Raw genomic sequence first — 25306 nt, 5'->3', positions numbered from 1 at the left:
CCCGACCTATGCGGCTTTCGAGCGGAAAAGTCTGTCGAAGGCCAGAGCGAGCTGCCCCTGCGCTTCGCCTGAGATCGGAATGAGCGGCGGACGAACCGCGATCCAAGTCTCCTCCGACGTCGTGCGCGCGACCATCGCCTTCACGGCCGAAATGACGGGATGTTTCAGCAATTCGACCACGAAATCCTCGACGCGGGCGTCGTCCCTGCCCTCCTCGGCCATGGGCTTGAGTTCGCGTGGCACAAAATTCGCCATGCCCGATATAGCACCCCGGCCGCCGAGCCGCACGGCCTTTGCAAGGTGCCGCTCGTCGCCGACCAGAATGATGAGATCGCTATGCGCTTTCAGGAGCGCTTCGGTGTAAGGCCAGTCCCCGGAGGAATCCTTCACGCCCATGACGATATGAGGAAAGGCGGTCCGCAGCCGGCCGATCAGCGACACGCTCAGCGGCACCATGGTCACCGAAGGAAGATTGTAGACGATGATATCGCGCGCCTTGTCGCCCAGCAGGGCGAATACGGCGGTAAACCACTGGAAGACGCCGTCGTCGCTGACGTTTTTAAAGTAGGACGGCGGGGCAAGAAGGATATTGCGGGCGCCTAGCGAAAGAGCCTGACTGGCCTGCATCGCCGCATCCTCGGCGGCATCAACGAGCACGCCGACGATGATGTTGCCAGGCGCAATGCCGGCATCGAGGAAGGCGGCCAAAACACGCTGCCGTTCGCCGTTCCCGATGGAAGGGCCTTCACCCGTCGTCCCGAACAGCGTCACGCTGGAGCATCCGGCAGCAAGGCACCGCCGAGCCTGCGCGATCATCGCCTCGATCGCAATATTTCCATTCTCGCTGAATGGCGTGGCGAGGGCTACGGAAAGCCCGAATTTTGATGTCAACCTCATTCCTCCCAGGTAATTGGTCAGCAGTAGCAGACTGACATGTTAGTTGTAAAGGGAGGACGCGCGGCAGGAGGCCGATGAGAGTCTTCGCAGTGGCGCGCGCTCTCATCGAACGGTCCTCAGCCCCCGCAAGATTGTTATCTTCGGCCAAGGCAGAAACCCGGTAGCCGAGCTTGGTACCGATGCAACTAGTGAACAGGGATTTGACGTGTTCGGCTCGATTCCGGTGCGGTTCGTCCTCTGTTCGCGCCGCACGCCGAGAAAGGTCTCTCAAGCGACACCGGCACCGGTCATTGCAGCATCCAGATGGATTGCGATCCCAGTGCTAGCTCAGCTCGACTGACGTGGCGTTACCCATTTCGTTGATCGGAAAATTCAGCGCGGCCACCGCTTGAAGGATCTGGTCTCGCATCCAGCGGTGCGCGAGATCTTCGTCGTAGCGCGAGTGCCAGTAGAGATTGACATCTGGCACCGGCACGTCGATCGGCGGCAAGAAGCAGCGTAGGCGGAGATTTGTCTTAACCGCATCGGCGAATTGGAGCGGAACGGCAGCTATGTGCGCGCTTTGCGCGATCGCCGACGCAACAGCATGGAAATGCGGCAAGGCAAGCGTGACCTGACGCTTCAGGCCATGCGTCGCCAGCGCGTCGTCGACCATACCCCTGAAAGTGCCGTCTATCGAGCGGATCACATGCGGTAGCGACGAGAAGATTGATAGAGGCATAACCGCTCCTTCCGGAAGGTCTGCGAGTGCAGAATTGTCCGCGGAAGCGATGATGACGAACGGCGAGCGGAACAGCAGTTCCTTCGATATCCATCCCGGCATGTCCAAAGGCCGTTCAAGCGCCATATCCACAGCGTTATCCTGTAGCAGGCGGGCGACTTCGCCGCGCGCACTATCAAGCAGACGCATCTTCACCGCCGGCGCCTGCATATAGACCTTGTGCGACAGAAAGGGCATGAGCAGGGTCGAGAAGAAATCGGCGCCCATCAGCGTGAACGTGCGGTCGAGTTCACCCAACTCCAGCCCGCGCACCGTGCGAACCATGCCTTCGATCTCCGCTAAGGCCAGGCGCGCGCGCTCGCCTAATTCCGATGCCAGCGGCGTCGGCTGCATTTCGCTTCCGTGTCGAACGAACAGATTGTCATTGAAAACATGCCGCAGGCGGTTGAGCGCCGCGCTTACTGCCGGCTGCGACAGCCCAATCCGATCGCCCGCCCGCGTCACGCTTCGCTCGCGCATCAGCGCGTCGAAGACCCGGATCAGGTTGAGATCGAGAGCGTTGAAATTCATGGCTTGGATTGTCTCCATAAGATCATTCGATTGGATCAATGCCGAGACGGATCGTACGTCCAGTGCATTCGCAATCGAAATCGTTAGAGGAACGCACATGAGCATGCATATCGATCCCCAGGCAACCGGCAATCTGCTGTGGTTCGGCAATACGGTTGTCTCTGTCAAGCTTTCGAGCCAATCCGGATCGGATGGCATTTCTGTCATCGAGCACTGGATGCCCTTTGGCGAGGCGCCACCATTGCACATTCATCAGCGCGAAGATGAGGTGTTTCATATTCTCGGCGGCGTGATGCGCTTCCGGGTCGGCGACCAGGAGATCACTGCTGGCACAGGCGATACTGTCATGGCGCCCAAAGGCGTGCCGCACGCCTTCCGCGTCGAAAGCACGGAGGGCGCCCACTGCCTGACGATTATGCAAGGCTCGGACTTCGAGACCATGCTGCGCCAGGCTAGTCGTACCGCGGAAAGGCCAAATCTGCCGGAGGCAATGACGCCAAGCTCCGAAATGATCGAGAGACTGGTTGCGATCTGTGCGGCCAACAAGATAGATATCGTCGGGCCGCCGGTCTCATGAGTGGGTCGCCCATCAGCCCTCCTGGACACTCGAAGTTCGCGATAAGTCGACGCGGACTTCAGCCAATGCCGAACGACGGACATTGGCGCGAGAGGACGCTTACGCGTCTTCGGCAAAGTCGCCGTCGGCGGCACCGGCAATGACCTCGCTGGCGAGGGGCCGTGCAACTGCGCCAGCACCAGGCCGATTCCTCGCCGTTTGCAAATTCGGCCGTGGGCTTAAGATCCCCAAGGGGCTCACACCCTACGAGTTCATCTGCAAAGCATGAGATTCACAGCCCAAACGCTTGATCCTCGATCCGCTCAGAAGGTCCGTCCAAAACAGCTAAACCGTTTCGGTGGCGTCAACTCGGGCGGCCTGACGTGTGGCATGGAGGAAGGCGAGCACGAAAACGATCGAGAGCACGAGCACGATCGTCGGAGCAGGAGCGCTGTCGATGAAGAAGGAGAGGTAGACACCCGCGAAGGAGCCGGTAACGGCGATGGCGACCGACAGAATGAGCATTGTGCTGAACTTGCGGGTCAGCAGAAATGCGATGGCGCCCGGGGCGATCAGCATGGCGATCGAAAGGATGATGCCGACCGCCTGCAGGGCGCCGACGATCGTGAGTGAGATCAGAGCAAGCAGTCCATAATGCAAGACACCGATCCTCAGTCCCACCGCCTTTGCCTGCGTCGGATCGAAAGCATGCAGCAGAAAGTCTTTCCACTTGACGCCGAGAATGCCCGCGGTGATCGCAGCGATCACGGCCGCCTGCCCAATGTCGCGCCAGGAGACGCCGAGCATGTCCCCGAACAGGATGTGGTCGAGATGCACGTCGGTCTGGATTTTAACGTAGAGCACCAGGCCCAATCCGAACATGCCGGAGAAGACGATGCCCATCACGGTGTCCTGCTTGATGCGGCTGTTGTCCTTCAGGAAGCCGGTGGCGATGGCGCAGAACATGCCGGCCACGAAGGCGCCAACGGCATAGGGAAAGCCGACGATATAGGCGATGACCACGCCGGGAAAGACCGCGTGGCTGATCGCATCGCCCATCAGCGACCAGCCCTTCAGCACCACGAAGCAGGACAGAAGCGCCATCGGCACGGCGACCAGCATCGAGATCACAAGCGCGTTGACCATGAATTCGAACTGGAAAGGCGAAAGCAGCGTATCGATGATACTCATCGCGCCGCCTCCAGGGCTAGCGCGGCCCTTCGGCGTGCGGCAAGCATTCCGTGCTTCGGGGCGAAGAAGAAGGCTAGCAGGAAGATCGCTGTCTGCAGCACGACGATGATGCCGCCGGTCGCTCCGTCGAGGAAGTAGCTCGCATAGGCGCCTGCGAAGCTGGTGATCGAGCCGATCGTGACCGCGATGAGCAGGAGCCGCGGGAAACGATCCGTCAGCAGATAGGCGGTCGCGCCCGGTGTCACCACCATGCAGATGACCAGGAACGCGCCGACTGTCTGCAGTGCCGCGACGGTCGAGGCGGAAAGCAGCGTGAAGAACATGATCTTGAGTACGGTCGGATTGAGACCGATCGACCGGGCATGGTTCTCGTCGAAGAAGGTGACCATCAGGTCCTTCCATTTGACGAGCAGGACGGCCAGCGACAGGAAGCCGATGATCGCGAGCTGGAGCGTATCCTCGGGTGTGATGGCGAGAATGTTGCCGAGGACGATCGTCTGGATGTTCACAGCCGCCGGCTTCAGCGACACCATGAACAGACCGAGCCCGAAGAAGGAGGAAAAGATCAGGCCGATGATGGCGTCTTCCTTGAGCTTGGTGCGTTGATTGAGGAAAAGCATGGCGGCGGCGGCAAGCCCGCCGGAAAAGAAGGCGCCGATGGAAAAGGGAAGGCCGAGCATATAGGCGCCCGCCACTCCGGGGACGATTGAATGCGAGAGCGCATCGCCGATCAGCGACCAGCCTTTCAGCATCAGGTAGCAGGAGAGAAAGGCACAGACGCCGCCGACGAGGGCCGAGACCCACATGGCGTTCAGCATGTAGTTGTAGGTGAAGGGTTCGGTGAGAATGGCCGTCATTCCCAGCCTCCGTCTTCCCCGTCCGATGCGCCCGCGGTCGCCTTGCCTTCGCGAAACACCAGGGGCCGTTCGTCGTCGCTGATCAGGCCGATCGATGTCGGTCTGCCGCTCGGGGCTTGGTTCAGGACGAAATGGCGCAGCACGCCGCCGAATGCCTTCTCCAGGTTTTCCTGGGTGAAGGTCTCGAAGGTCGGGCCATAGGCGAGTACCGTGCCCTTGATCAGGATGGTCCGGTCGCAGAATTCGGGCACGGAGCCGAGATTATGCGTCGAAACCAGCATCACGCGGCCCTCGTCGCGCAGTTCGCGAAGCAGCTTGATGATCTGCTCCTCGGTCTTGACGTCCACGCCCGTAAACGGCTCGTCGAGCAGGATCACTTTTCCGTCCTGTGCCAGCGCGCGGGCGAGGAAGACCCGCTTCTTCTGGCCGCCGGAGAGCTCGCCGATCTGCCGTTTGCGGAATTCGCTCATGTTGACGCGGGCAAGTGCCGCCGCCACCGCCTGGTGGTCGGCGGCGCTGGGGATACGCATAATGCCCATATGGCCGTAACGACCCATCATCACGACGTCCTCGACCAGAACGGGGAAGTTCCAGTCGACCTCTTCCGACTGCGGCACATAGGCAACGAGGTTCTTTCGCAGCGCGTCCTTGACCGGCATGCCGAGCACGCGGATATCGCCCTTGGCGAGGCGGATGAAGCCCATGATTGACTTGAAGAGGGTCGATTTTCCCGAGCCGTTGACGCCGACCAATGCGGTGATCGTGCCGGTGGGGGTGACGAAACTCGCGTCGCGCAATGCCGTATGGCCGTTGCGATAGGTGACGGTCGCGCCGTCCACCAGAATCCCGGTCCCCTCGAAGCCGGAGTCGACCTGCTTCTGCCGGCCGGGTTGAACACTCATTGAAACACCCCCATGAACACGTGAATCTGGACCCCGCCCGCGGGCGAGGTCCCTGTCGCCTGATCAGGACGAGGACGCCAGGCCCTTGGCGATGGTTTCCGACGTGACCTTGAGGAGATCGAGATAGGTCGGAACCGGACCATCGGCCTCGCTCAGCGAATCGACGTAAAGAACGCCGCCATATTTGGCGCCTGTCTCACGCGCCACCTGTTCGGCAGGCTTGGACGAGATCGTGCTCTCGGAGAAGACGACGGTGATGCCGTTTTTGCGAACGGCGTCAATCACCTTGCGCACCTGCTGCGGCGTTCCCTGCTGATCCGCATTGATCGGCCACAGGTACAGTTCCTTCAAACCGAAATCGCGGGCAAGGTAGGAGAAGGCGCCTTCGCTCGATACCAGCCATCGCTTGGCCTCAGGTACGGCGGCAAGCCGTGCCTTGATGGGCTCGACGGTCGCCTTGATCTTCTCCTTGTAAGCCTCGGCATTCGTCTTGTAGATCGCGGCATTGGCAGGATCGTACTTCACGAAGGCATCGCGGATATTGTCGACATAGATCAGTGCCGCCGCCGGCGACATCCAGGCGTGCGGATTCGGCTTGCCCTGATAAGGTCCTTCGGCAATGCCCATCGGCTCGACGCCTGTCGAGACCACCACTTCAGGCACGTCCTTCAGGTTCTGGAAGAACTTCTCGAACCAACGCTCCAGATTGAGGCCGTTCCACAGGACGAGCTGCGCGCCCTGGGCGCGCTGGATATCGCCCGGCGTCGGCTGGTAATTGTGGATCTCGGCGCCGGGCTTGGTAATGGATTCGACGACAGCCGCGTCACCCGCAACGTTCCTGGCGATGTCGGCGATGACGGTGAATGTCGTTACCGCCTTGAATTTTTCCTGCGCCGACGCCGGAACGACTGTCAGCACGGCCGCAAACGCCGCTCCCATCATCCCCGTCAGGATCGACCGTCTTACCTTATCGAGCATGAATATCTCCGGTGCTATTAAGAGTTAATTGCAGTTGGCGGTTCGAGCCTTCCCCGTGACTCTGCAAAGAGATGACTCCAGTCTTCCATATTCTGCAATTGCGAATGAATTGCAATAAAGATTTCGCAGTCGGACGCAAAATGATTGCGACGCCGCCCTCAAGATGGTTCTAAATTGGCAGTGACGCGGCTCGATCCTCCGCGCGGACTTTTTTGGATCGAGATGCGAGCCCCATGATATGCCAATGCAGCCGCGGCACTTTCGACGCGGGGCTATGGCGCGGTAGCGCCTGTTCCCGTGAGAAAAGAGGTTCTGGCATGTCTGAGCAAAGAGGTTGGCGTATGAAACATGCACTGGTGACGGGTGGCGGTCGCGGCATCGGTCTTGCGGCCGCCCTGGCGCTTCGGGACGCAGGCTATCGTGTGACGGCGACCGGGATCGATGCCGCCGAAATCGATGCCATGCCGAAGAGGGAAGGACTTGCCGGCGTCGTGCTCGACGTGCGCGATCAGGCCGCCGTCGAGAGGCTGATCGCTTCCTTCGACAGGCTCGATGGGGTCGTCAACTGCGCCGGCCTCATCCGGCGCGGAGGCGCGGAATTCGATCCCGCCACCTTCGCGGAGGTCATCGACGTCAATCTCTCGGGCACGATGCGAGTTTGCGTCGCGGCCAAGCCGCTGCTGGCGCGCGAGGGCGGCGCGATCGTCAATACCGCTTCCATGCTGTCCTTCTTCGGCGGACCTGCCGTGCCTGCCTACACCGCCAGCAAAGGCGGCATCGCACAGCTCACCAAATCGCTGGCCGTCGCCTGGGCGGCGGACAAGATCAGGGTCAACGCCGTGGCGCCCGGCTGGATTGCCACAGAGCTGACCCGTCCCCTCTACGAAGACGCAAGCCGAGCAGAGCCCATCCTGCAGCGCACCCCGATGCGCCGCTGGGGCAAACCGGAAGACGTCGCCGGCCCGATCGTCTTCCTGTGCTCGGAAGCGGCTGGCTTCATGACCGGCGTCATCCTGCCGGTCGATGGCGGCTATGCCGCAGCTTAAAAAAGAGAGGTTCCATGGCCTACCAATCTGTCCACCCTATGTCGCCGCCCGAAATCGTCGTCGCGGCGGTTCCCGAAGATGAACGGATCTGGGTTCCCCAGGCCCCCGATGTCTGGTTCCGCCCGCTGATGCTGAACACGCTGCAGGGCGGGTGGTGCAATCTCCTGCGGGTGCGGCGCGCGGGCATTCTCAGCCGTCATCGGCACCCCGGACCAGTCCACGGCTATGTCATCAAGGGCCGCTGGCGCTACCTCGAACATGATTGGATCGCCACCGAAGGATCCTACGTCTTCGAACCGCCGGGCGAGACGCATACGCTGACCGTGCCTGACGATGTCGAGGAGATGATCACGTTCTTCAACATTTCAGGCTGTATGTACTATGTCGATGAAAACGGCGATCACACCGGCTTCGAGGATGTCTTCACCAAGATCGACATGTGCGCCGCCCATTATCAGAAGGTCGGCCTCGGCGCCGATTTCGTGAACCAGTTCGTCCGATAGGGCGAGGGTGAAATCCTAACCACTCCCGCCGCCGAAAACGGCCAAGGGATGCCGCTTATGCAAGCACTTTCCGCGCTACACGACCGGAATATTCTCGCGAAAGATGATCCGTGGCTCGATGTTCTTCAAAGATAGGGTTGGCGTGCTTGCTGCGATCGAACCGAGAAGCCTTATGACGACCTGCTCGCCGATCAGGCGCGCATTTTGGTCGATCACGACGTCGATCAGATCTTCGGCCAGCCATGTCCGCGTGGCGTCGGTGAGGTCATGCATGATCACGAAGGGACGTCTTGTTCCTGTCGCCGCTTGCAGCACTTCGGCGATGCCAGCCCTGCCTGCGCCGACACAATAGACGCCGACGAGATCGGCGGTGTCGCGTAGTATCCGTTCCATCGCCGGCCGGGACAGCTTGTTCTCGTCACGGGTTTCGATTGCAGGAAGGATCGTCAGATGCTTGAACTGCTCCTCCAGAAGGGTCCGGAATCCATATTCCCGCTGTTGGTGCCCATGGAGCGTTCGCGATCCCAGAAAGAGGCCTATCGATCCCGTCGCCCTCCGTGACATGAGCCCCATAATCAACGCCGCGGTTCGGCCCGCCACCAGGTTATCGACGCCGACGAACGCGGAGCGTGGGGTCGAGAGAACGTCCTCACGATGGTGACGACGCGGACGCCGGATTCGCACAGGCGCCGGATTGCGTGCCGCGTTTTGGGATGGTCTACGGTAATTACCCCGACGCCATTGGTTTGGAGCGGAAGATCTTCGAGCGCCGTCACGAGCGCGTCGGGATCAATGCCGTCGAGCGCCGTGACATTGCACGACGCCACGAGCGGCAGGGACGATGCGAAGGCTGTGATCTTCCTGGCGACATCCTGCATGAACGAGTTGTGCCCGAACGGAATGAAGAACTCCAGATGCGCCGGGCGGGAAGGCAAGGCGAGCATTCCCTCGCTCGGGAGATAGCCCAGTTCCTTTGCGGCGCGAAGCACCCTCTGGCGATTGGCTGCACTGACGCCCCCGCGGTCGTTCAGTACCCGATCGACCGTTGCAGTCGAGAGACCGGACTTTCGAGCGATATCCGTAATCGTCGCTTTCTTCATGATCTCCCTCAGGCTTCCACCGAAGATGCCGCATACTGCAAAATCCATCATCGCATCAGCAGACACGACTAAATTACATCACCGAAGTTTTTCCGATACAAATTCATAACTGGCGTAAAAATCTGACTTTTTTTGGAAACCTGCTGCCACGAGTATCATAAGAGCCAAGAATCTTCTGATGTAATTTGATGTGATATCGAGTTGCGGACGTCCGACCCACGCGCCAGGCTCGGGATCAGTAGCTGCATCCACGGCATGAAGGTAATCGCCGCGGGTTCGCTGCTCGACGTGATGGGCAAATATCGTCTGGAGGAACAAAGGGGTGACGGGTTCGGAGCGAGGCAGCACACATGAAACCTGCGCGCGTGACACCGGTCGAGCCGTCTTCCGCACCCGCCGTTTGTCCTCAAAGCCAGAGGCGATCGCATGAGCGTTCCTTCCACCGATGTCGAAAGGGTTGGGCCGGATCCAGCACCCCCTCGAGATTACAGCTTGACCGGGCCTTCCTCTCTGCGAGCCGTTGAGGCCGGCCTTGCTGCGGCCGAATGGTACCATACCGAAGTGCCGCGCAAGCTGATGAAGGAATTGATGCAGCGCAGCGACCAGCCGGCGATCCGCGACACCATCCTATGGGCCATTCTCCACGTGGCTTTTGCCGCTGGCGGCATCTGGTTCTGGGGTAGCTGGTGGGCGGTGCCGTTCTGGTTTGCCTATGGGGTGATGTATGGCTCGGCCTGCGATGCGCGCTGGCACGAATGCGGCCACGGCACCGCCTTCCGCACCCGCTGGATGAACGACGTGCTTTACCACATCTGTTCGTTCCAGGTGGCCCGCAATCCGGTGAATTGGCGCTGGAGCCACGCCCGCCACCATACCGACACGATCATCGTCGGTCGCGATCCCGAGATCGCCTGGATGCATCCGATTGCGCTGACGCTGAAAGCGCTTGCCTATACCGGCGTGGTCGAGGTTTGGCAAAACCTCAGGACCCTCGCTCGCAATGCGGCCGGGACCCTTTCGCCAGACGAGAAGGACTATGTGCCCGAAAGCGAATGGCGGAAAGCAGTGTTCTGGGCGCGGGTGCATATGGCAATCTACGCCGCCGCTGTGCTGAGTTCGATGGGCATGCTTATGGCCGGTGCAGGCTGGAAGGCCACGATCCCGCTTCTGCTGATCGGCGGTCCGCGCATCTATGGCTGCTGGCATATGGTGATGACCGGGCTCCTGCAGCACGGGGGGCTTGCGGAGGATGTGCTCGACCATCGGCTTAACTCGCGCACCGTCTATATGAACCCGATCAGTCGCTTCATTTATTGGAACATGGGCTATCACGTCGAGCACCACATGTTCCCGATGGTGCCTTACCATGCGCTGGCAAGGCTGCACGAGGTGATCAAGCACGACCTGCCGCCCGCCAACACCTCGATCTGGGACGGTTATCGCGAGATGTTTCAGGCGATCATGCGGCAGAGGCGAGAGCCCGGCTATTACCTCAAGCGTACCTTGCCGCAAGGGGCCAAACCCTATCGCGAAGAGCTGCATGCGGCGGTGCCGGAAAGATCCCCAGCATGATCGCGCGCCATCAGAGATTATCAATCAAGATCGAGACGAGGATGATATGCCCTGGGTAGCTGCCTGCGCCGAAGACGAGATCGACAAGGAAGACGTTTTGGGCTGGGTCCATGGCGGACGGAGCTTTGCTATCTTTCGGAGCCCTGACGACGAATTCTTTTGCACCGATGGGCTCTGTACTCACGAGCAGGTGGAGCTTTCAGACGGACTGGTGCTCGACTATGTGATCGAGTGTCCGAAACACAATGGCCAATTCGACTATCGCACAGGGGAGGCCAAGCGCTCGCCTGCCTGCGAGAACCTGCGAACCTATTCTGTCCGTCGCGAGGACGGGCAAGTCCTGGTGTTGGTCGAATGACAGAGGTTACGAGACATGTGAACCGGGGTGCCACATCACGCCGTTTGCCGACGGTGGCGGACCTGCGCGCCTTGAAGGGCCGGCGCCAGCTGACCATGCTGCGCTATTTCAGCCTCGATGAGGCGGCAGCCGCCGAAGCAGCGGGGATCGACATCGCCTCCGTGCCGGCCGAGATCGTCCTTGATCCGCGCTACCGCGCGGTTGCCCCGACGGTCTTTTCGATGACCGGGCAGACCCATCTCGAGATGGGCACCTCGGACGATTATCTCCGCTGGTGTGGCAATGCGCTGAACCGGGGTGCCGACGCAGTCTACTGTTCGGGCTCGCTGAGGACGGTCGAAAAGCTCTCCCATGAATATTTCCCTGTCGTTGGTCACGTCGGGCTGGTTCCTGCCCGCGCCACCTGGAGCGGTGGCTTCAAAGCGGTCGGAAAGACTGCCGAGGCGGCGCTGCGGCTCTTCGAGGAAGTCAAGGCCTATGAGAGCGCCGGTGCCTTCGCGGTCGAAATCGAGGTCGTGCCTGCGGAGGTTGCGGCCGAGATCAGCAAGCGAGTCGGAATCCTGCTATGGTCGATGGGCGCCGGGCCGGGTTGCGACGCGCAATATCTCTTCGCCAACGACATACTGGGCTACACCGAAGGTCATGTTCCGCGCCACGCCCGGGCCTATCGCGATTTCGGTGCGGAATATGCGCGGCTGCAACGCGAGCGGATCGCGGCTTTCAGCGAATATGCCGCGGATGTCGCCGACGGCACTTTCCCGCAGGACCGCCATCTGATCCGCATGGATCCGCGCGAACTGGAGAAATTCATCGACGGGGTCGATCGGCAATGAGGAGGCCGACCGAGCCAACACGTCGCTCGTAACACAACAGATTTCACCGGCCGGAAGGAGCATAGAGACCGGCCACCAACGGGAGGAGACAGGACATGCTGAGACGAACTTTTCTGGGCGCGGTGGCCGCATTGGCGCTGATGCCAGCAGTTGCAGTGGCGCAGGATGCCGCGAACAAAACCTTTTACTGGATTTCGCACGGCTCGCCGACCGATCCGGTCTGGACCTACTTTCTTCAGGGAGCCGAGAAATTCGCTGCCGATACCGGTGTGAAGGTGAACACCTCGTTCCATTCGAATGACGTACCGAGCCATCAGGAAGCCATCCGCGCCGCCATTGCCGCCGGCGCCAACGGTATCTGCACGACGAGCCCGGGGCCTGGCACTTTGGTGGACGTTGTCAACGAGGCCAACCGGGCGAACATTCCGGTCATCAACTTCAACACCAAGGACCCGGCGCCGGCCTGGAGAGCCTATGTCGGCGTCGATCTCAAGGTCGTCGGCCGCACCTGGGCGCAGTATCTGGTCGACCATAAGCTGGTGAAGAAGGGCGACTTCGTCTGGATGCCGCTCGAAGTTCCGGGCGCAGGCTACGGCGAAGAGGAATCGGCGGGTGCCGACGAAGTCTTCAAGCCGCTCGGGATTACCTGGGAAATCCAGGACGCCTCCTACGACCAGGCGGAGGCCATCAACCGGATGACCGACTACGTCACCGCCAACCGCAAAAAGATCAATGCCGTCATCGGTCTCGGCGATCTCGTAACCGGTTCGATCAAACGCGTCTGGGACCAGGCCGGCATTGCCAAGGGCGAGATTCCGGTGGTGGGATGGGGCAACTCATTAGATACGACGTCAGAGGTCAGCGAAGGTTATGTGAATGCCGGCATGTGGCAGGATCCATTGGCGACGTCCTACATGTGCCTTTCGGCGCTAATGTCTGAAGCGAGCGGTATTCCGATCAACTTCGACATCATTACCGGTGCACTCTACGAAGCCGACAAGGCGCCTTTCTACGCCAAGATCATGGGCGGCAAATAAGCATGCCATCTCGGCATCCGCGGTACATTATCGCGGATGCCCTTTCCAGCCCTAAAGCGAGTGCGCACCATGATCGAGCAAAGCAGCGATGCTCTCACCCCGTCACCTGAAAGTCCGAGCCCTGTCAGGGCCTTTATCGCGTATCCGGAATTCGGGCCTTTCGTCCTTCTGATCGCGATGCTGGTTGTTTTCACGGCGATCAACCCCGCCTTTCTGTCGCTGATCAACATCGGCAATGCCCTCACTTTCACCGTCGAACTCGGCCTCATTGCGCTAGCGATGACGCTTCTGATGACCGCTGGGGAATTTGACCTTTCGGTCGGCTCCGTCTTCGGCTTTGCTCCCGTGGTGATGTGGACATTGTTCAACGCGGACCTGCTTCCCCTGCCGCTCGCGTTCCTTGCGGGAATGGCCGTCGCTCTGGCGATCGGCCTTTTCAACGGCCTCTTTGTCACCCGTCTCGCTATCCCTTCATTCCTGGTGACGCTGGGAACGCTGCTGGTCATCCGCGGCACGGCCTTGTGGCTGACGGCAGGCTTTCCGCAGCGCACCTGGAACGCCGGCGAACAATGGTTGGCGCAATTGCTGGTCGGCGACTTCTATATCGGAAACCTGCGTGTCTTCATGAGCCTGATCTGGTTCGTGGCGCTGGCATTGGCGCTCCACTACGTCTTGACCCGCACGCGGTTCGGTAACTGGATTCAGGCGACCGGCGGGAATCCCAATGCCGCTCGAAACCGCGGCGTGCCGACTGCCAGGGTCAAGGTGATCCTGTTCATGCTGTCGGCGGCGATGGCGGCCTTTGCCGGCATCGTCTCGTCGATCCGGGTCTCGGCCGCCAACCCGAATGCCGGAACGGGCTATGAGCTCGAGGTCATCGCGATGGTTGTGATCGGCGGCACAGTGTTGACCGGCGGCCGCGGGACGATCCTCGGGACCATGATCGGCGTGCTGATCCTGCGACTTATGCGAAACGGGATCGTGCTGATCGGGGTGCCTGGTCTCGCCTACAACATCTTCATCGGTGCGATCATCCTGGCGATGATGGCGCTCCATGCCGGCCTCGAACGCCGGCATAATACGGGGATCTGAGATGAGCGGTACCGAAACTCTGGTCGAAATGCGGCATATCGAGAAATTCTATGGCCGGGTCCACGCTTTGCGCGACGTGAACCTCACGATAAGGAGGGGCGAGATCGTCGGCCTTCTCGGCGATAACGGCGCGGGCAAGTCCACCCTGATCAAGGTTCTGTCGGGCGCGGTTCCCTACACCTCCGGCCAGATATTCATCAAGGGCCGCGAAGTGCGGTTGCGCAGTACCAATGATGCAATCGGCAGCGGCATCGAGACCATCTATCAGGACTCCGCGCTGGTCCCGCAGCTTTCCATCGCTCGGAACCTCTTTCTCGGACGGGAGCTCAGAACAGGCCCCCGCTTCCTCGACCGGCTGGACCAGGAGCGGATGAACGCGGTTGCCGCCGATCTGCTGAGGCGCGTCGGCATATCCAAGAACATTCCGCCCACCACGCCGATCGGATCGCTTTCCGGGGGGGAACGGCAGGCCGTGGCCATCGCGCGCGCCATGTATTTCGACAGCGACCTGATCGTGCTTGACGAACCAACCAATAATCTCGGCGTGGCTGAAACCCAAGGGGTACTGCGCTTCGTGCGCGAGGCGCGCGACACCGGCCACTCCTGCATTTTCATCGCTCACAACATCCATCATGTCTTCCAGGTGGTGGACCGCATGGTGGTGATGCGGCGCGGCAGCGTCGTCGCCGACGATCTAAGCCCTGCTACCTCATCGATCCAGGAGGTAGAAAACATCATCACCGGCGAACATATGGCGGCATGATCGAGATCGGCGCCAAGGGAATCCGCTTCGGCTTTGATGGACGGACCGGTCTCCTCGACGGCTTCACGGTGGAAGACGAGGGACACGAGATTGCTCCATTGCACCGCGCTCCTTGGGTCGGCACCGGGGAGGTAATGCCGCCTGGCACACCGCCGCATCTTGCGACGCTCGGCGGCGATTTCTTCTGCGCCCCGTTCGCGGGCAGCGAAGAGGAATCGCCGCTTCATGGCTGGACGGCCAATTCGCCCTGGAACGTCGTCGAACGAGGGGGCGCGTGGCTCCGGGCGAGGCTACTGCGCACCGTCTACGGCGCTATCGTCAGCAAGGAACTAGAGGTCGAAGACGGGCACCCGTTCGTCTACCAGCGCCATGTCTTCACAGGCGGCAGTGGCCGCATTGCCATTTCGAACCATGCCAATGTGTCGCTGCCCCGGGGCGGATTGATCAGTTGCTCGCCCAAATTGGCCTGGGAGACGCCACCGGCACCGCCCGAAGCCGATCCCGCGCGCGGGCGTTCCGGTCTGCGCTACCCGGAGCGATCAACGATGCCCGACCGGTTTCCCGGGATCGACGGGTCGGTCGATCTCACTCGGTTCCCGTGGAACCCGCGACATGAAGACGTCGTCACCGGCATCGAAGCCCGAGAGCACAGCTTGGGCTGGACGGCGGTGACGCGGCCGGTTGAGGGCGATCTGTTCCTGTCTCTCCGGAATGCCAGACGCTTGCCAACGACGGTCCTTTGGCATTCCAACGGCGGCCGCGACTATCCTCCCTGGTCTGGTCGCCACTTTGGCTGTTTGGGGGTCGAGGAGAGCGCCGCGGCAGTCTTACTCAGCCACTCCAGCGAAGATGACCTCTCTGGTCCGGGTGCACTCACCTTGATCCGGGATGGCGAAACCGAAGTCAGGCATGTCATAGGCGCCGTCCGCTGGCCTTCGGGCGAGCGGGTCAAGGATGTCCGCATAGTGGACCATGCCATCGAAGTGTGCGGCGATCGAGGAGGTTTGCGGCGCCTGGCTTTTCGCAGGCACTTTCTCGATTGAGGCGAAGGACGCAAGATCGATGGCAGGGCAGCCAACGACTTGCCCTGCCGGTTGCTGATAAGGCCGGCCCGCGCGCTACTCCTTCACCGCGCCCGTCATCGAAGACACGTAATAGTCGACGAAGAAGGAATAGAGGATGACCACAGGCAGTGAGCCGAACAGTGCGCCCGCCATCAGCGACCCCCATTCGAAGACGTCGCCGCGAACCAGTTCTGTCAGGACGCCGACGGGAATGGTCTTGTTCTCCGAGGACTGAATGAATGTCAGCGCGTAGATGAACTCGTTCCAGGACAGCGTGAATGCGAAGATGCCGGCCGAGATAAGGCCCGGCACCGCAAGCGGCAGGATGATCTTCACCAGGATCTGCCAGCGATTGGCGCCATCCACCAGTGCACTTTCCTCGAGCTCGAAGGGTATCGAGCGGAAATAGCCCATCAGCAGCCATGTGCAGAAGGGAATGAGGAAAGTCGGATAGGTGAAGATCAGCGCCAGGCGCGAGTCGTAGATTCCGAGCTTGAAGACGATGAAGGCGAGTGGGATGAAGAGGATGGACGGCGGAATGAGGTAGGCGAGAAAGATGACGAGGCCGATCTGGCGCGAGCCGGTGAAGCGCACACGCTCGATCGCATAGGCGCCGAAGACCGAGGCCACCAGCGACAGCGCCGTCGACCCCACAGCGACCAGCATCGTATTCCACAGCCACCCGGGATAGGATGTCTCGAGGAACAGGTATTTGATATGATCGAGGGTCGGCCCGATCACCCAGAACGGGCTGTAGTTGCTGTAATCCGTCAGCTGCTCGTTCGGCTTCACGGCGGTGATCGCCATCCAGTAGAAGGGAAAGAGCAGCACGAAGACGAAGACGGCCATCGGCAGGTAGAGCATCACCACGCGCCGCGGCAGGCGGTTCAGATAGCTCATGCCTTCGGCATTGTCGGTCAGGACCTCATCGGCCGTTTTCAGATTGGTCGACATGGCTTCCTCCTTAATCCTGTCCGCCCTGCTGCCATTTGCGGCGCTGCAGACCGAAGAAACTGAACATGATGGCGCCGAGCAGGAATGGCACCATGGCGACGGCGATGGCTGCCCCCTCGCCGAGCTGCCCGCCTGGAATGCCGCGCTGGAAGGAGAGGGTCGCCATCAGATGCGTGGCGTTGACCGGCCCGCCCTTGGTCAGCACGTAGATCAGCTGGAAGTCCGTGAAGGTGAAGAGCACCGAGAAGGTCATGACGACTGCGATGATCGGCGTCAGCATCGGCAGCGTCACATAGCGGAAGCGCTGCCAGCTGGTCGCGCCGTCGAGCGAGGCCGCCTCCTGCAGCGAGGCCGGGATGGTCTGCAGGCCGGCGAGCAGCGAGATCGCCACGAAGGGAATGCCGCGCCAGACATTGGCGACGATCACGGCGATGCGTGCGTTGGTGGGATCGCCGAGGAAGTTGATCGGCGCGTCGATCAGCCCGAGCTTCATCAGCGACCAGGAGACGATCGAGAATTGGGAATCGTAGATCCACCAGAAGGCCAGCGCCGAAAGCACCGTCGGCACCACCCAGGGCAGGAGGACGATCGCCCGGAAGAAGGATTTGAACGGAAGGTGCTGGTTCAGAAGCAGCGCCAGCCAGAGGCCGAGCGCGAATTTCAGCACGGAGGCGATCAGTGTGTAGAGGATGGTGTTGAAGACCGATAGCCAGAAGACCGCGTCATCGGCCAGGAACTGATAGTTCTCCAAGCCGATGAAGATGCCGTCCCGGCCGATCCGGGTATCGGTGAAGCCTAGCCAGACGCCGAGCCCCAATGGATACGTGAGAAAGCAGACGAGGAACACCGCGGCCGGGAGCATGAACAGGAAACCGAGCACGTTGTTGTTCTGCATGAGCGAGGAGATCGGGCCGCGCGTATCCCCGGATTTCAAGGTCGACATTGCTTGTCTCCAGATTGCATTCAGTCCTGAGGAGCTCGCGGCATGCCTCAAACCCGGCATGCCGCAGGTCTCGGCTCTGGATCAGACGCGGTAGTAGCGGTTCGCCCGGCGTTCGGCTTCCTTCATTGCGTCCTCGGGCGACTTCTGGCCGGTAACGGCGGCGGCATACATGTCGACCAGCACATAATCGGCCATGGTCCCCGCCGAGGCGTAGCCGAGCGGGCCGGCATAGCCGTTCGGACGCAGCCTTTCCGATGCGCGCGCATAGGGTGCGTGGACCGGATCGGCGGTCCAGATCGGGTTCTTGGCAAAGGCCTTGAGGGGCTGGCAGCAATAGGCGCTGGAGCCTTGGATCCAGGCGTTCATCTGGTCGGCTTCCATCATGAACTTGATATATGCCTTGGCCGCTTCCGGATATTTGGTGTGCTTGAAGAGCAGCAGCGAGCTCGTCTGGAAAAGCTCGACGCTCTTGCCGACCGGTCCGATCGGGAAGTTTGTCGTGCGCATGTCCTTGGCGATCTCGGCGAGCTTCGGATCGTTCTTGGCCGTGTAATAGACCGAGACGCCATTTGCGATCAGCGATACCTGGCCGGCGAGGAAGGCGCGGTTGTTGTTGACGTCCTGCCAGCTTTCCGTGCCCGGAATGAAGGTCGCGTAGAGCTCCTTGGCATAGTTGATCGAGGCGAGCGTTTCCGGGCTGTTGATCGTTACCGTGCCGCTTTCATCGACCATTTTGCCGCCATGGCTCCAGAGCAGCCAATGGGCGTAGTTGTTGCCGTCGCCGACTGCCTTGCCGTGCGGGAAGCCGGCGGGCGTCCCTTTCGCCTTCATGGCCTTGCATAGCTCGAGGAAGCCTGCGGTATCATTCGGAAATTCGTTGAAGCCGGCCGCCTTGACGTGGCTGTCGCGATAGACGACGGCATTGCCGATCGTCGTCAGCGGCATGGCGATGAATTTGTCGTCGCGTGTAGCGTATCCCTTGAGGCCGTCGTACCAGCCCTCATACTTGTTGCCGAGATAGTTGCCGAGTTCGGTGAGATCGACCAGCTTGTCAGGATATTGATGCGCATCGTCGAACCAGCACATGATGAGGTCGGGGCCCGAGCCGACATTGGCCGCAACGGCTGCCTTCGGGCGGATATCCTCCCAGCTCTCCTTGTCGATGCGCACTTCCACGCCTGTGGCTTCGGTGAACTTCTTGGTATTGGCGATCCAGGCATCCTCGTCGCCCTTCACGAAAGGCGTCCAGCGCAGCAGCCGCAGGCTCGCGCCGCTTTCCGGCGTATAGGTCGGTTCGGCCTGCGCTAGGGATGGCTTGATGCCAAGGCCGGCGACACCGGCGACGGCTGCCGATGCGGCAAGAAATTCACGTCTCTTGATCGTCATGAGATTCCTCCTGATTGAAACAGCGGGAGCATTCTCCGGCATCCACCTCCCGCTTGGTGAATGGCGGCCTGGCATCCCGGGGGCGCAAGCTCCCCAGGGAGGCTGCGCCCCGTGGAGAAACTCGCCCCTCGAATGCTTGCGCTCCGGCGGAATGGAAGACTCCTCCTCCCCCTGGTCCCGCCGGATAGCCTCAGTCGGTCAATCTCCTGCCGCCTTCGGCGTCGAAGAGATGGACATGCTTGGCGTCGATAGCCACACGGATGGCTTCGCCCGGGCGGGCATCGACACGCTCGCGGAAGACGCAGCTGACATCGCTGCCGCCGAGGCGGACAGTCAGATGCGTCTCATAGCCGGTCGGCTCGATCACCACGATCTCGGCCGGCAGCCCGTTGGGATCGAGCGAGATATATTCGGGTCGCAGCCCGTAGACGAGATCGCGGCCGATAGCGCTCGCCGGCGGATTGGAGACAGGCAGCCGCGTTCCGTTGGCCGCGACGAATTGGCTGGGATCTTCCGGATCGAGCCGGCCATGGATCATGTTCATTGCCGGCGAGCCGATGAAGCCGCCGACGAAGAGATTGGCGGGGCGGTCGTAAAGCTCGAGCGGTGTGCCGATCTGCTCGACGATGCCGTCATGCATGACGACGATCTTGTCGGCCATCGTCATCGCCTCGATCTGGTCATGGGTGACGTAGACGGTCGTCGTCTTCAGGCGCTGGTGCAGTTCCTTGATTTCCGCGCGCATGGCGACGCGCAGTTTCGCATCGAGGTTGGACAGCGGCTCGTCGAACAGGAAGACTTCCGGGTCGCGCACGATGGCTCGGCCCATGGCGACGCGCTGGCGCTGGCCGCCGGAAAGCTGACGTGGATAACGATCGAGCAGCTTGTCGAGGCCCAGGATGCCGGCGGCATATTTCACCCGCTTTTCGGCTTCCGCCTTCGGCGCCTTGTTGAGCATGAGCGAAAAGCCCATGTTCTGCTCCACCGTCATATGCGGGTAGAGCGCATAATTCTGGAACACCATGGCAATGTCGCGATCCTTCGGCGGCAGCGTATTGACGACGCGTCCGCCGATCTTGATCTCGCCGCCGGAAATGTTCTCGAGCCCGGCCAGCATCCTCAGAAGCGTGGACTTGCCGCAGCCCGAGGGGCCGACGAGGATGACGAATTCGCCGTCGGCGATATCGATGTCCACCCCCTTGATGACGGGATGCGCACCGAATGATTTCCGGACGTCTTCGAATTGAACGTTTGCCATACTCCCTCCTCCCAGATCATAAGCACTGCATATATGTCGCCGGCGGCTGCCTGTCTCCTTACCCCCGTCCGACGAAGGGCATTTTCGTCGCCATGACAGTCATGGTCAGCACATTTGCGCTGAGCGGCAGGCCAGCCATGTAGACGACCGCGTCGGCGATATGGGCCGGGTCGATCGTCGCCTCCGCGGCGATGCTGCCGTTCGCCTGCAGCACGCCGGCGGCAATTCTCGTCGTCATGTCACTTGCGGCATTGCCGATATCGATCTGGCCGCAGGCGATGTCGAATTCGCGCCCGTCAAGGGCAGTGGATTTCGTCAGCCCGGTTATGGCGTGCTTGGTTGCCGTATAAGGAGCTGAATTGGGGCGCGGCGTCGTCGCCGAGACGGAGCCGTTGTTGATGATGCGCCCGCCGCGCGGGTTCTGGCTCTTCATCAGGCGGAAGGCCTGCTGCGTGCAGAGGAAGGCGCCGGTGAGATTGGCGGCGACGATGGCACCCCATTGCTCGAAGGAAACCTCCTCGAGCGGCACTCCCGGCACGGTGACGCCGGCATTGTTGACCAAGAGGTCCAGCCGCCCGTATTTCTCCGAGATCGCATCGAACAGAGCCCGCACCGAAGCGGGGTCCCCGACATCGGCGGGAACCGCGGAAAACTCGGCCTCCGTTTCTCTGCCTAGCTCATTCGCCGCCTTCTCAAGCACATCGGCCCGTCGTCCTGAAATCACGACGCTGTAGCCGGCAGCGCCGAGTCCCTTTGATATGGCACGCCCGACGCCGGTGCCACCGCCGGTAACAAGCGCGATCCTTGGTTCTCCGCTCGCCGATAAGCTCACGCAATCCTCCCGCCGAGTTCATCCTCGATATGCACCTGCAGAATTTCGTCGAAGCTTGTCTCCGCCTTGAAGCCCAGGGAAGAGGCCCTCTCGGCATTAAACTGGGTCGGCCAGCCGGCGACGATGCGCTCGATCACCGGATCAGGCACGCGTTTGATGAGGGCGACCGCCTTGTCGCCGGCAACGCGGCGCAAGGCTTCAATCTCTTCGGAGACCAGCGCCGAGAGCCCCGGCATCGTGAGGTTGCGCCGCGCGCCGATCCTCGCCGTATCGATCGTCGCGGCATGGACGAAGAAGCCGACGGCCGCGCGCGGACTTGCAAACCAGTGCCGCACGCTGTCGCTGACTGGCAGTATGGCCTCCTTGCCGACCAGCGGCTCGCGCAGGATATTGGAAAAGAAACCCGAGGCCGCCTTGTTCGGTGCGCCGGGGCGTACGCAGATCGTCGGCAGCCGGATGCCGATGCCGTCGAAGATGCCGCGACGGGAATAATCGGCAAGCAGCAGTTCGGCGACCGCCTTCTGGGTGCCGTAGCTCGTCAGCGGCGTTGTGAAGAACTCGTCCGGAATGACCTCCGGGAACGGCGTGCCGAAGACAGCGATCGAGGAGGCGAAGACGACCCGCGGTACATAGGCGCTCTTCAGGCCGAATTGGCGGATCGCGTCGAAAAGCGCGCGCGTGCCGTCGAGATTGACGGCGTAACCCTTGTCGAAATCCGCCTCGGCCTCGCCGGAAACGACTGCGGCGAGATGGAAGATCAGGTCCGGCCGGTTTTCGATGAGCTTGTCGGCCGCGCCGACCGCGGAGAGGTCGACCGTCATCGCCGTGGAGACGGACCGGAGCGTTTCCGGCACCGGCGGCTGAAAGGCGTCCACCAGCGTCAGGCGAGTGACGGGCCGGTCGAAAACCAGCGGCTCGCGCGCGATCCTCTCGACCAGCTTGCGGCCGATCATGCCGGCCGCGCCCAAAATCATCACATGCATATCGGCTCTTCCTCCCGTCGGCCGGCGTCTCGCTCAAAATCGCACTGCTCGTCATTGTCCTTGCGGACCCTTGGCCCGAGCCGGGCGCTCGGGAAGCGGCCCGGTCGGCACATGCCAGAGCGAATTCAGATAGGTTTGCAACCGGCGGGTCAAGTCACCTTTCCTGATCCGCAGGTGATTGTAATCGAACATGAGTTGTCGGCTGTTTCGAAGCCCTCCCCTTCAGCCCGTCAACCCCGATCCGATAACCATTGCCTTCGCTATCTCCCGCTGGCTTCTCTCCCCGTTTCCGATCACTGTTATCGATACCGGTATCGGTAACAACGCCTATTTTTGACGTGTATGTCAAGTAGTGAGTGTTTTCCTTTTTGAGAAAAGAGCCTATGAATCTGACGTTGCCCGGTGGCGGGGCAATTCGACGATGGGGTCGGTGCGATGCGTAAATCCACACTGGAAGAAGTTGCCGCTGCGGCCGGCGTCAGCAAGATGACGGCATCGCGCGCACTTCGCGGCGCCGCCGACGTCTCCAAGGAGACCCGCGAAAAAGTGCTTGAGCAGGCCGAGCGGCTAAGCTATGTCGGCAACCGGCTTGCGCTCTCACTGTCTTCGCAGCGCACGAACCTCGTCGCCGTCGTCGTTCCCAGCATGTCGAACATCGTCTTTCCCGAAATGTTGGCGGGCATTTCGGCCGGGCTGCGAGGATCCGGCATGCAGGCGGTCTTCGGCATCTCCGATTACGATATGACGAAAGAACGCGAGATTATTCGCGACATGCTCTCCTGGCGGCCTGCCGCCATCATCGTGACGGGTCTCGATCAGCCGGCAGAAACAGTCAGAATGCTGCAGAATGCAGCCATCCCGGTCATCCAGCTGATGGACCTCGACGGCACGCCGATTGATTTCAACGTCGGCCTTTCGCACGGCAAGGCTGGAGAAGAGATGGCAAAAGCGCTTTTGGCGGCCGGCCGGCGGCGGTTCGGCTATATCGGCAGCGCGACCGACAGGGATCTGCGCGCCGGCAAGCGAAAGGCCGGCTTCGAGAAGGTGCTGCGCGAGAGCGGCCTTTCTTTCGTCGACGAGCGGATCAACGCCGCCTACTCCTCGGTGGCGCACGGCAAGCGGCTATCGATGTCGATGCTGGCGGCGACCAGGGATCTCGATTGCATCTATTATTCCAACGATGACATGGCAACGGGCGGCGTCTTCGCCTGCCTGGAACTCGGCATTCCCAGCCCTGCGGAAATCCTGATAGCCGGATTCAATGGGCTGGATGTCGCCAGCGCCCTCCCCGTCAGGATCGCAACCTCGATCTCGCCACGGCGTCAGATGGGTGAAGTGGCCGCCGCGCTTCTGCTCGCTGCGAGCAGCGGTGAAAGTCAGATATCCGAAAAAGTAATTGCCTTCACTCCGGAGATCACCGGAGTCTATTGAGGAATGCCTCGTGCTCGCCTCCAATGCGCTGGCCCGGCCGTTCCTTTATTGCTGTCGAAAGAGAACGATGGCAGAGACCCGGTTCCTAGACTCGACCGAGCTGTTTTACCAGATCGGCAAGCATGGGGAGCTGGCCCTTGAGAATCTTGATCTCAGCCTCCGCAGTAGCAAACCATCCGGCGCGGTCGACCTCGGGAAAACTTTGGATCCGGCCCGATCGCGGCGGCCATTCGATCTGAAACTCTGAACTCCGGACCGTCTCGACATCAAGCGCTGCGTCCGCCTCCACCGACCAGACGACCACCACCTTTCCGCCGGGTTGGCGATATTCTCCGAGCCGGGCGAAGGTTCCTTGAAGTTCGGCGCCGAGCTCCTCCTGCGCCTCCCGGATCGCTGCCGACAGTTCGTCTTCACCGGCTTCGATCAATCCTTTCGGGATCGACCAGGCGCCCTCGTCCTTCTTCGCCCAGAAGGGACCGCCGGGATGGACGAGCAGGATTTCCAGCCTCGTCTCGAGAAGCCGGTAGATAAGAAGCCCGGCGCTACGGACAGGCATCGGTAACTCCCCGGATGATCATGCTCTTTCCCCAGACGACAACTTTCCGCGCGGTGGCGCGTTAGAGGTGACAGCCACACAGACGCGCGGAGAATATCATGCCCAAAGGATTTCGTTTCGACCTGCTTGCCAAGAGCGGCTATGTGGCGCGCGGCGCCGTGTTCCTTCTTGTGGCAGGCCTGGCCCTCTTCTCCGGCGTCGCCGGAGGTGAGCCGGAAACGAAATCGGCACTTTCGACGCTTCTCGCACAGCCCTTCGGCCGCGTCTGGGTCGGGCTTATCGGCATCGGCCTTCTTGGTTTCGTCGGCTGGCGACTGGCGCAGTCCTTGGCGGACAGCGACGGCCATGGCAGCGATACCAAGGGCGTCGCGATCCGCACCGTTCTCTTCGGCAGCGCCGTGGTCTACCTCGGACTTGCCGGATACGCGCTGGGACACGCACTCTTCAGCGGCGGCGGAAGCCAAGGATCGGGTGAGAAGGGATTGGCCCAATGGATCATGTCGCAGCCGTTCGGCGCCTATCTTGCCGTAGCCGTCGGCCTCGGCTTCATCATCGGCGGGGTCGTGACGGCAGCCAAGGGCATTACCAAGAAATTCAGGCGCTATCTCAGGCTCGCCGACGCCAGCGGCGTAGTGACCACCGTCTGCATATACGGCCTCGTTGCACGCGGCGTCGTCTTCGCGATCACAGGGCTCTTTTTCGCCTATGCGGGTTTTCGCGTCGACCCTCAACAGGCTGGCAGCATGGCGGACGCGCTTGAATGGGTGAGGCAGATGCCTTTCGGCTCGATCCTCTATATCGCCGTTGCGATCGGACTGGCAGCCTTCGGCGTCTACAATCTCATTGAAGCGCGCTACCGTATTGTGCGAAGCCCGTCTCTCGATGACGTGAAAGCTTCGATCCCGACACCTGGCCACTAGCGC

At 61.2% G+C, this 25306-nt stretch carries 27 protein-coding genes; 12 read left to right on the top strand and 15 right to left on the bottom strand.

The window, feature by feature from the left end; translation table 11 throughout:
* Positions 1–6: 6 nt before the first annotated feature.
* Both FFR93_RS21525 and FFR93_RS21520 read right to left on the bottom strand, forming a co-directional pair.
* Positions 7–891 (bottom strand): dihydrodipicolinate synthase family protein, encoded by an 885-nt coding sequence (locus FFR93_RS21525; protein WP_138394689.1) that lies wholly within the window; start codon positions 889–891, stop codon positions 7–9.
* Between the two features lie 328 nt (positions 892–1219).
* Complete coding sequence (locus tag FFR93_RS21520) at positions 1220–2188, bottom strand: LysR family transcriptional regulator (protein ID WP_138394688.1); 969 nt, start codon at positions 2186–2188, stop codon at positions 1220–1222.
* 97 nt (positions 2189–2285) lie between these two features.
* On the opposite strand from FFR93_RS21520, the gene FFR93_RS21515 reads away from it, so the two are divergent.
* Entirely contained in the window at positions 2286–2765 is a 480-nt protein-coding gene (locus FFR93_RS21515; protein ID WP_138394687.1) for a cupin domain-containing protein, read from the top strand.
* 324 nt (positions 2766–3089) lie between these two features.
* Here the strand turns inward: FFR93_RS21515 and FFR93_RS21505 are convergent, their stop codons facing one another.
* The 4 genes from FFR93_RS21505 to FFR93_RS21490 form a co-directional block, all read right to left on the bottom strand.
* On the bottom strand, positions 3090–3935 hold the full coding sequence (locus FFR93_RS21505) for a metal ABC transporter permease (protein ID WP_064708345.1): 846 nt from the start codon (positions 3933–3935) through the stop codon (positions 3090–3092).
* A complete protein-coding gene (gene sitC, locus FFR93_RS21500; RefSeq protein ID WP_064708346.1) occupies positions 3932–4792 on the bottom strand; it encodes an iron/manganese ABC transporter permease subunit SitC in 861 nt (286 codons plus the stop codon). Before sitC ends, FFR93_RS21505 begins: the two co-directional genes overlap by 4 nt.
* Positions 4789–5694 (bottom strand): manganese/iron ABC transporter ATP-binding protein, encoded by a 906-nt coding sequence (locus FFR93_RS21495; protein WP_064708347.1) that lies wholly within the window; start codon positions 5692–5694, stop codon positions 4789–4791. The genes sitC and FFR93_RS21495 overlap by 4 nt, the downstream gene beginning before the upstream one ends.
* A 63-nt stretch (positions 5695–5757) precedes the next feature.
* Positions 5758–6672, bottom strand: a complete 915-nt coding sequence (locus FFR93_RS21490) for a metal ABC transporter substrate-binding protein (RefSeq protein ID WP_064708348.1) — start codon at positions 6670–6672, stop codon at positions 5758–5760.
* Between the two features lie 341 nt (positions 6673–7013).
* Here FFR93_RS21490 and FFR93_RS21480 point away from each other — a divergent pair, with 341 nt between their 5' ends.
* Together FFR93_RS21480 and FFR93_RS21475 are read left to right on the top strand one after the other, a co-directional pair.
* Positions 7014–7718, top strand: a complete 705-nt coding sequence (locus tag FFR93_RS21480; protein WP_138394686.1) for an SDR family oxidoreductase — start codon at positions 7014–7016, stop codon at positions 7716–7718.
* A gap of 14 nt (positions 7719–7732) precedes the next feature.
* The gene (locus FFR93_RS21475) at positions 7733–8221 is read left to right on the top strand and encodes a 2,4'-dihydroxyacetophenone dioxygenase family protein (protein WP_064708350.1); all 489 of its coding nucleotides are present in this window, start codon (positions 7733–7735) and stop codon (positions 8219–8221) included.
* Between the two features lie 75 nt (positions 8222–8296).
* Here FFR93_RS21475 and FFR93_RS41560 read toward each other — a convergent pair whose 3' ends face one another.
* On the bottom strand, positions 8297–8821 hold the full coding sequence (locus FFR93_RS41560; RefSeq protein ID WP_246661353.1) for a substrate-binding domain-containing protein: 525 nt from the start codon (positions 8819–8821) through the stop codon (positions 8297–8299).
* Positions 8797–9369 (bottom strand): LacI family DNA-binding transcriptional regulator, encoded by a 573-nt coding sequence (locus FFR93_RS41555; protein WP_246661352.1) that lies wholly within the window; start codon positions 9367–9369, stop codon positions 8797–8799. Before FFR93_RS41555 ends, FFR93_RS41560 begins: the two co-directional genes overlap by 25 nt.
* 378 nt (positions 9370–9747) lie before the next feature.
* On the opposite strand from FFR93_RS41555, the gene FFR93_RS21465 reads away from it, so the two are divergent.
* From FFR93_RS21465 to FFR93_RS21435, 7 genes are all read left to right on the top strand, one after another.
* A complete protein-coding gene (locus tag FFR93_RS21465; protein ID WP_138394685.1) occupies positions 9748–10893 on the top strand; it encodes a fatty acid desaturase family protein in 1146 nt (381 codons plus the stop codon).
* A 46-nt stretch (positions 10894–10939) separates the two neighbouring features.
* On the top strand, positions 10940–11251 hold the full coding sequence (locus FFR93_RS21460) for a MocE family 2Fe-2S type ferredoxin (protein WP_138394684.1): 312 nt from the start codon (positions 10940–10942) through the stop codon (positions 11249–11251).
* Positions 11248–12084: a 3-methyl-2-oxobutanoate hydroxymethyltransferase gene (locus FFR93_RS21455; RefSeq protein ID WP_138394683.1), complete on the top strand. Its 837-nt coding sequence runs from the start codon at positions 11248–11250 to the stop codon at positions 12082–12084. The genes FFR93_RS21460 and FFR93_RS21455 overlap by 4 nt, the downstream gene beginning before the upstream one ends.
* A gap of 95 nt (positions 12085–12179) precedes the next feature.
* Positions 12180–13121: a substrate-binding domain-containing protein gene (locus tag FFR93_RS21450; protein WP_138394682.1), complete on the top strand. Its 942-nt coding sequence runs from the start codon at positions 12180–12182 to the stop codon at positions 13119–13121.
* 69 nt (positions 13122–13190) lie between these two features.
* Entirely contained in the window at positions 13191–14213 is a 1023-nt protein-coding gene (locus FFR93_RS21445) for an ABC transporter permease (protein ID WP_138394681.1), read from the top strand.
* A 1-nt stretch (position 14214) separates the two neighbouring features.
* Positions 14215–14976 carry an ATP-binding cassette domain-containing protein gene (locus FFR93_RS21440; protein ID WP_138394680.1) on the top strand — a complete coding sequence of 254 codons (762 nt, stop codon included), beginning with the start codon at positions 14215–14217 and terminating at the stop codon, positions 14974–14976.
* Entirely contained in the window at positions 14973–16019 is a 1047-nt protein-coding gene (locus FFR93_RS21435) for a hypothetical protein (RefSeq protein ID WP_138394679.1), read from the top strand. The genes FFR93_RS21440 and FFR93_RS21435 overlap by 4 nt, the downstream gene beginning before the upstream one ends.
* 75 nt (positions 16020–16094) lie before the next feature.
* Here FFR93_RS21435 and FFR93_RS21430 read toward each other — a convergent pair whose 3' ends face one another.
* From FFR93_RS21430 to denD, 6 genes are all read right to left on the bottom strand, one after another.
* The gene (locus tag FFR93_RS21430) at positions 16095–16994 is read right to left on the bottom strand and encodes a carbohydrate ABC transporter permease (RefSeq protein WP_064708351.1); all 900 of its coding nucleotides are present in this window, start codon (positions 16992–16994) and stop codon (positions 16095–16097) included.
* A 10-nt stretch (positions 16995–17004) separates the two neighbouring features.
* Positions 17005–17937, bottom strand: coding sequence for a sugar ABC transporter permease (locus tag FFR93_RS21425; RefSeq protein ID WP_064712368.1), 933 nt, complete (start codon positions 17935–17937; stop codon positions 17005–17007).
* Between the two features lie 81 nt (positions 17938–18018).
* Positions 18019–19323: an ABC transporter substrate-binding protein gene (locus FFR93_RS21420; RefSeq protein ID WP_064708353.1), complete on the bottom strand. Its 1305-nt coding sequence runs from the start codon at positions 19321–19323 to the stop codon at positions 18019–18021.
* Positions 19324–19513: 190 nt separating this feature from the next.
* Positions 19514–20581 carry a sn-glycerol-3-phosphate ABC transporter ATP-binding protein UgpC gene (gene ugpC / locus FFR93_RS21415; RefSeq protein ID WP_064708354.1) on the bottom strand — a complete coding sequence of 356 codons (1068 nt, stop codon included), beginning with the start codon at positions 20579–20581 and terminating at the stop codon, positions 19514–19516.
* Positions 20582–20639: 58 nt separating this feature from the next.
* Positions 20640–21413: an SDR family oxidoreductase gene (locus tag FFR93_RS21410; protein WP_064712366.1), complete on the bottom strand. Its 774-nt coding sequence runs from the start codon at positions 21411–21413 to the stop codon at positions 20640–20642.
* Complete coding sequence (denD, locus tag FFR93_RS21405; RefSeq protein ID WP_138394678.1) at positions 21410–22396, bottom strand: D-erythronate dehydrogenase; 987 nt, start codon at positions 22394–22396, stop codon at positions 21410–21412. Before denD ends, FFR93_RS21410 begins: the two co-directional genes overlap by 4 nt.
* A gap of 435 nt (positions 22397–22831) precedes the next feature.
* Here denD and FFR93_RS21395 point away from each other — a divergent pair, with 435 nt between their 5' ends.
* Positions 22832–23827: a LacI family DNA-binding transcriptional regulator gene (locus FFR93_RS21395; RefSeq protein ID WP_082928112.1), complete on the top strand. Its 996-nt coding sequence runs from the start codon at positions 22832–22834 to the stop codon at positions 23825–23827.
* 85 nt (positions 23828–23912) lie between these two features.
* Here FFR93_RS21395 and FFR93_RS21390 read toward each other — a convergent pair whose 3' ends face one another.
* The gene (locus FFR93_RS21390) at positions 23913–24383 is read right to left on the bottom strand and encodes an NUDIX domain-containing protein (RefSeq protein WP_138394677.1); all 471 of its coding nucleotides are present in this window, start codon (positions 24381–24383) and stop codon (positions 23913–23915) included.
* Between the two features lie 98 nt (positions 24384–24481).
* Here FFR93_RS21390 and FFR93_RS21385 point away from each other — a divergent pair, with 98 nt between their 5' ends.
* Positions 24482–25303: a DUF1206 domain-containing protein gene (locus FFR93_RS21385; RefSeq protein ID WP_138394676.1), complete on the top strand. Its 822-nt coding sequence runs from the start codon at positions 24482–24484 to the stop codon at positions 25301–25303.
* Positions 25304–25306: the final 3 nt, after the last annotated feature.

Origin of the sequence: Rhizobium sp. MHM7A (genome assembly GCF_005862215.1) — a bacterium.
In the GTDB taxonomy this organism is placed as follows: Bacteria; Pseudomonadota; Alphaproteobacteria; order Rhizobiales; family Rhizobiaceae; genus Rhizobium; species Rhizobium bangladeshense.
The sequence above is the reverse complement of the archived record's forward strand: the minus strand, read 5'-3'. Positions and strand labels throughout refer to the sequence as shown.

Excerpts from the sequence above, each read along its gene's own strand:
- FFR93_RS21515 (WP_138394687.1), top strand. The coding sequence starts at position 2,286 with ATGAGCATGCATATCGATCCCCAGGCAACCGGCAATCTGCTGTGGTTC.
- FFR93_RS21435 (WP_138394679.1), top strand. The coding sequence starts at position 14,973 with ATGATCGAGATCGGCGCCAAGGGAATCCGCTTCGGCTTTGATGGACGG.
- denD (WP_138394678.1), bottom strand. The coding sequence starts at position 22,396 with ATGCATGTGATGATTTTGGGCGCGGCCGGCATGATCGGCCGCAAGCTG.
- FFR93_RS21465 (WP_138394685.1), top strand. The coding sequence starts at position 9,748 with ATGAGCGTTCCTTCCACCGATGTCGAAAGGGTTGGGCCGGATCCAGCA.
- FFR93_RS21450 (WP_138394682.1), top strand. The coding sequence starts at position 12,180 with ATGCTGAGACGAACTTTTCTGGGCGCGGTGGCCGCATTGGCGCTGATG.
- FFR93_RS21480 (WP_138394686.1), top strand. The coding sequence starts at position 7,014 with ATGAAACATGCACTGGTGACGGGTGGCGGTCGCGGCATCGGTCTTGCG.
- FFR93_RS21390 (WP_138394677.1), bottom strand. The coding sequence starts at position 24,383 with ATGCCTGTCCGTAGCGCCGGGCTTCTTATCTACCGGCTTCTCGAGACG.
- FFR93_RS21490 (WP_064708348.1), bottom strand. The coding sequence starts at position 6,672 with ATGCTCGATAAGGTAAGACGGTCGATCCTGACGGGGATGATGGGAGCG.
- FFR93_RS21440 (WP_138394680.1), top strand. The coding sequence starts at position 14,215 with ATGAGCGGTACCGAAACTCTGGTCGAAATGCGGCATATCGAGAAATTC.
- FFR93_RS21475 (WP_064708350.1), top strand. The coding sequence starts at position 7,733 with ATGGCCTACCAATCTGTCCACCCTATGTCGCCGCCCGAAATCGTCGTC.
- FFR93_RS41555 (WP_246661352.1), bottom strand. The coding sequence starts at position 9,369 with ATGGATTTTGCAGTATGCGGCATCTTCGGTGGAAGCCTGAGGGAGATC.
- FFR93_RS21455 (WP_138394683.1), top strand. The coding sequence starts at position 11,248 with ATGACAGAGGTTACGAGACATGTGAACCGGGGTGCCACATCACGCCGT.
- FFR93_RS21445 (WP_138394681.1), top strand. The coding sequence starts at position 13,191 with ATGATCGAGCAAAGCAGCGATGCTCTCACCCCGTCACCTGAAAGTCCG.
- FFR93_RS21425 (WP_064712368.1), bottom strand. The coding sequence starts at position 17,937 with ATGTCGACCTTGAAATCCGGGGATACGCGCGGCCCGATCTCCTCGCTC.
- FFR93_RS21420 (WP_064708353.1), bottom strand. The coding sequence starts at position 19,323 with ATGACGATCAAGAGACGTGAATTTCTTGCCGCATCGGCAGCCGTCGCC.
- FFR93_RS21495 (WP_064708347.1), bottom strand. The coding sequence starts at position 5,694 with ATGAGTGTTCAACCCGGCCGGCAGAAGCAGGTCGACTCCGGCTTCGAG.
- sitC (WP_064708346.1), bottom strand. The coding sequence starts at position 4,792 with ATGACGGCCATTCTCACCGAACCCTTCACCTACAACTACATGCTGAAC.
- FFR93_RS21460 (WP_138394684.1), top strand. The coding sequence starts at position 10,940 with ATGCCCTGGGTAGCTGCCTGCGCCGAAGACGAGATCGACAAGGAAGAC.
- FFR93_RS21520 (WP_138394688.1), bottom strand. The coding sequence starts at position 2,188 with ATGAATTTCAACGCTCTCGATCTCAACCTGATCCGGGTCTTCGACGCG.
- FFR93_RS21505 (WP_064708345.1), bottom strand. The coding sequence starts at position 3,935 with ATGAGTATCATCGATACGCTGCTTTCGCCTTTCCAGTTCGAATTCATG.
- ugpC (WP_064708354.1), bottom strand. The coding sequence starts at position 20,581 with ATGGCAAACGTTCAATTCGAAGACGTCCGGAAATCATTCGGTGCGCAT.
- FFR93_RS21430 (WP_064708351.1), bottom strand. The coding sequence starts at position 16,994 with ATGTCGACCAATCTGAAAACGGCCGATGAGGTCCTGACCGACAATGCC.
- FFR93_RS21385 (WP_138394676.1), top strand. The coding sequence starts at position 24,482 with ATGCCCAAAGGATTTCGTTTCGACCTGCTTGCCAAGAGCGGCTATGTG.
- FFR93_RS21395 (WP_082928112.1), top strand. The coding sequence starts at position 22,832 with ATGCGTAAATCCACACTGGAAGAAGTTGCCGCTGCGGCCGGCGTCAGC.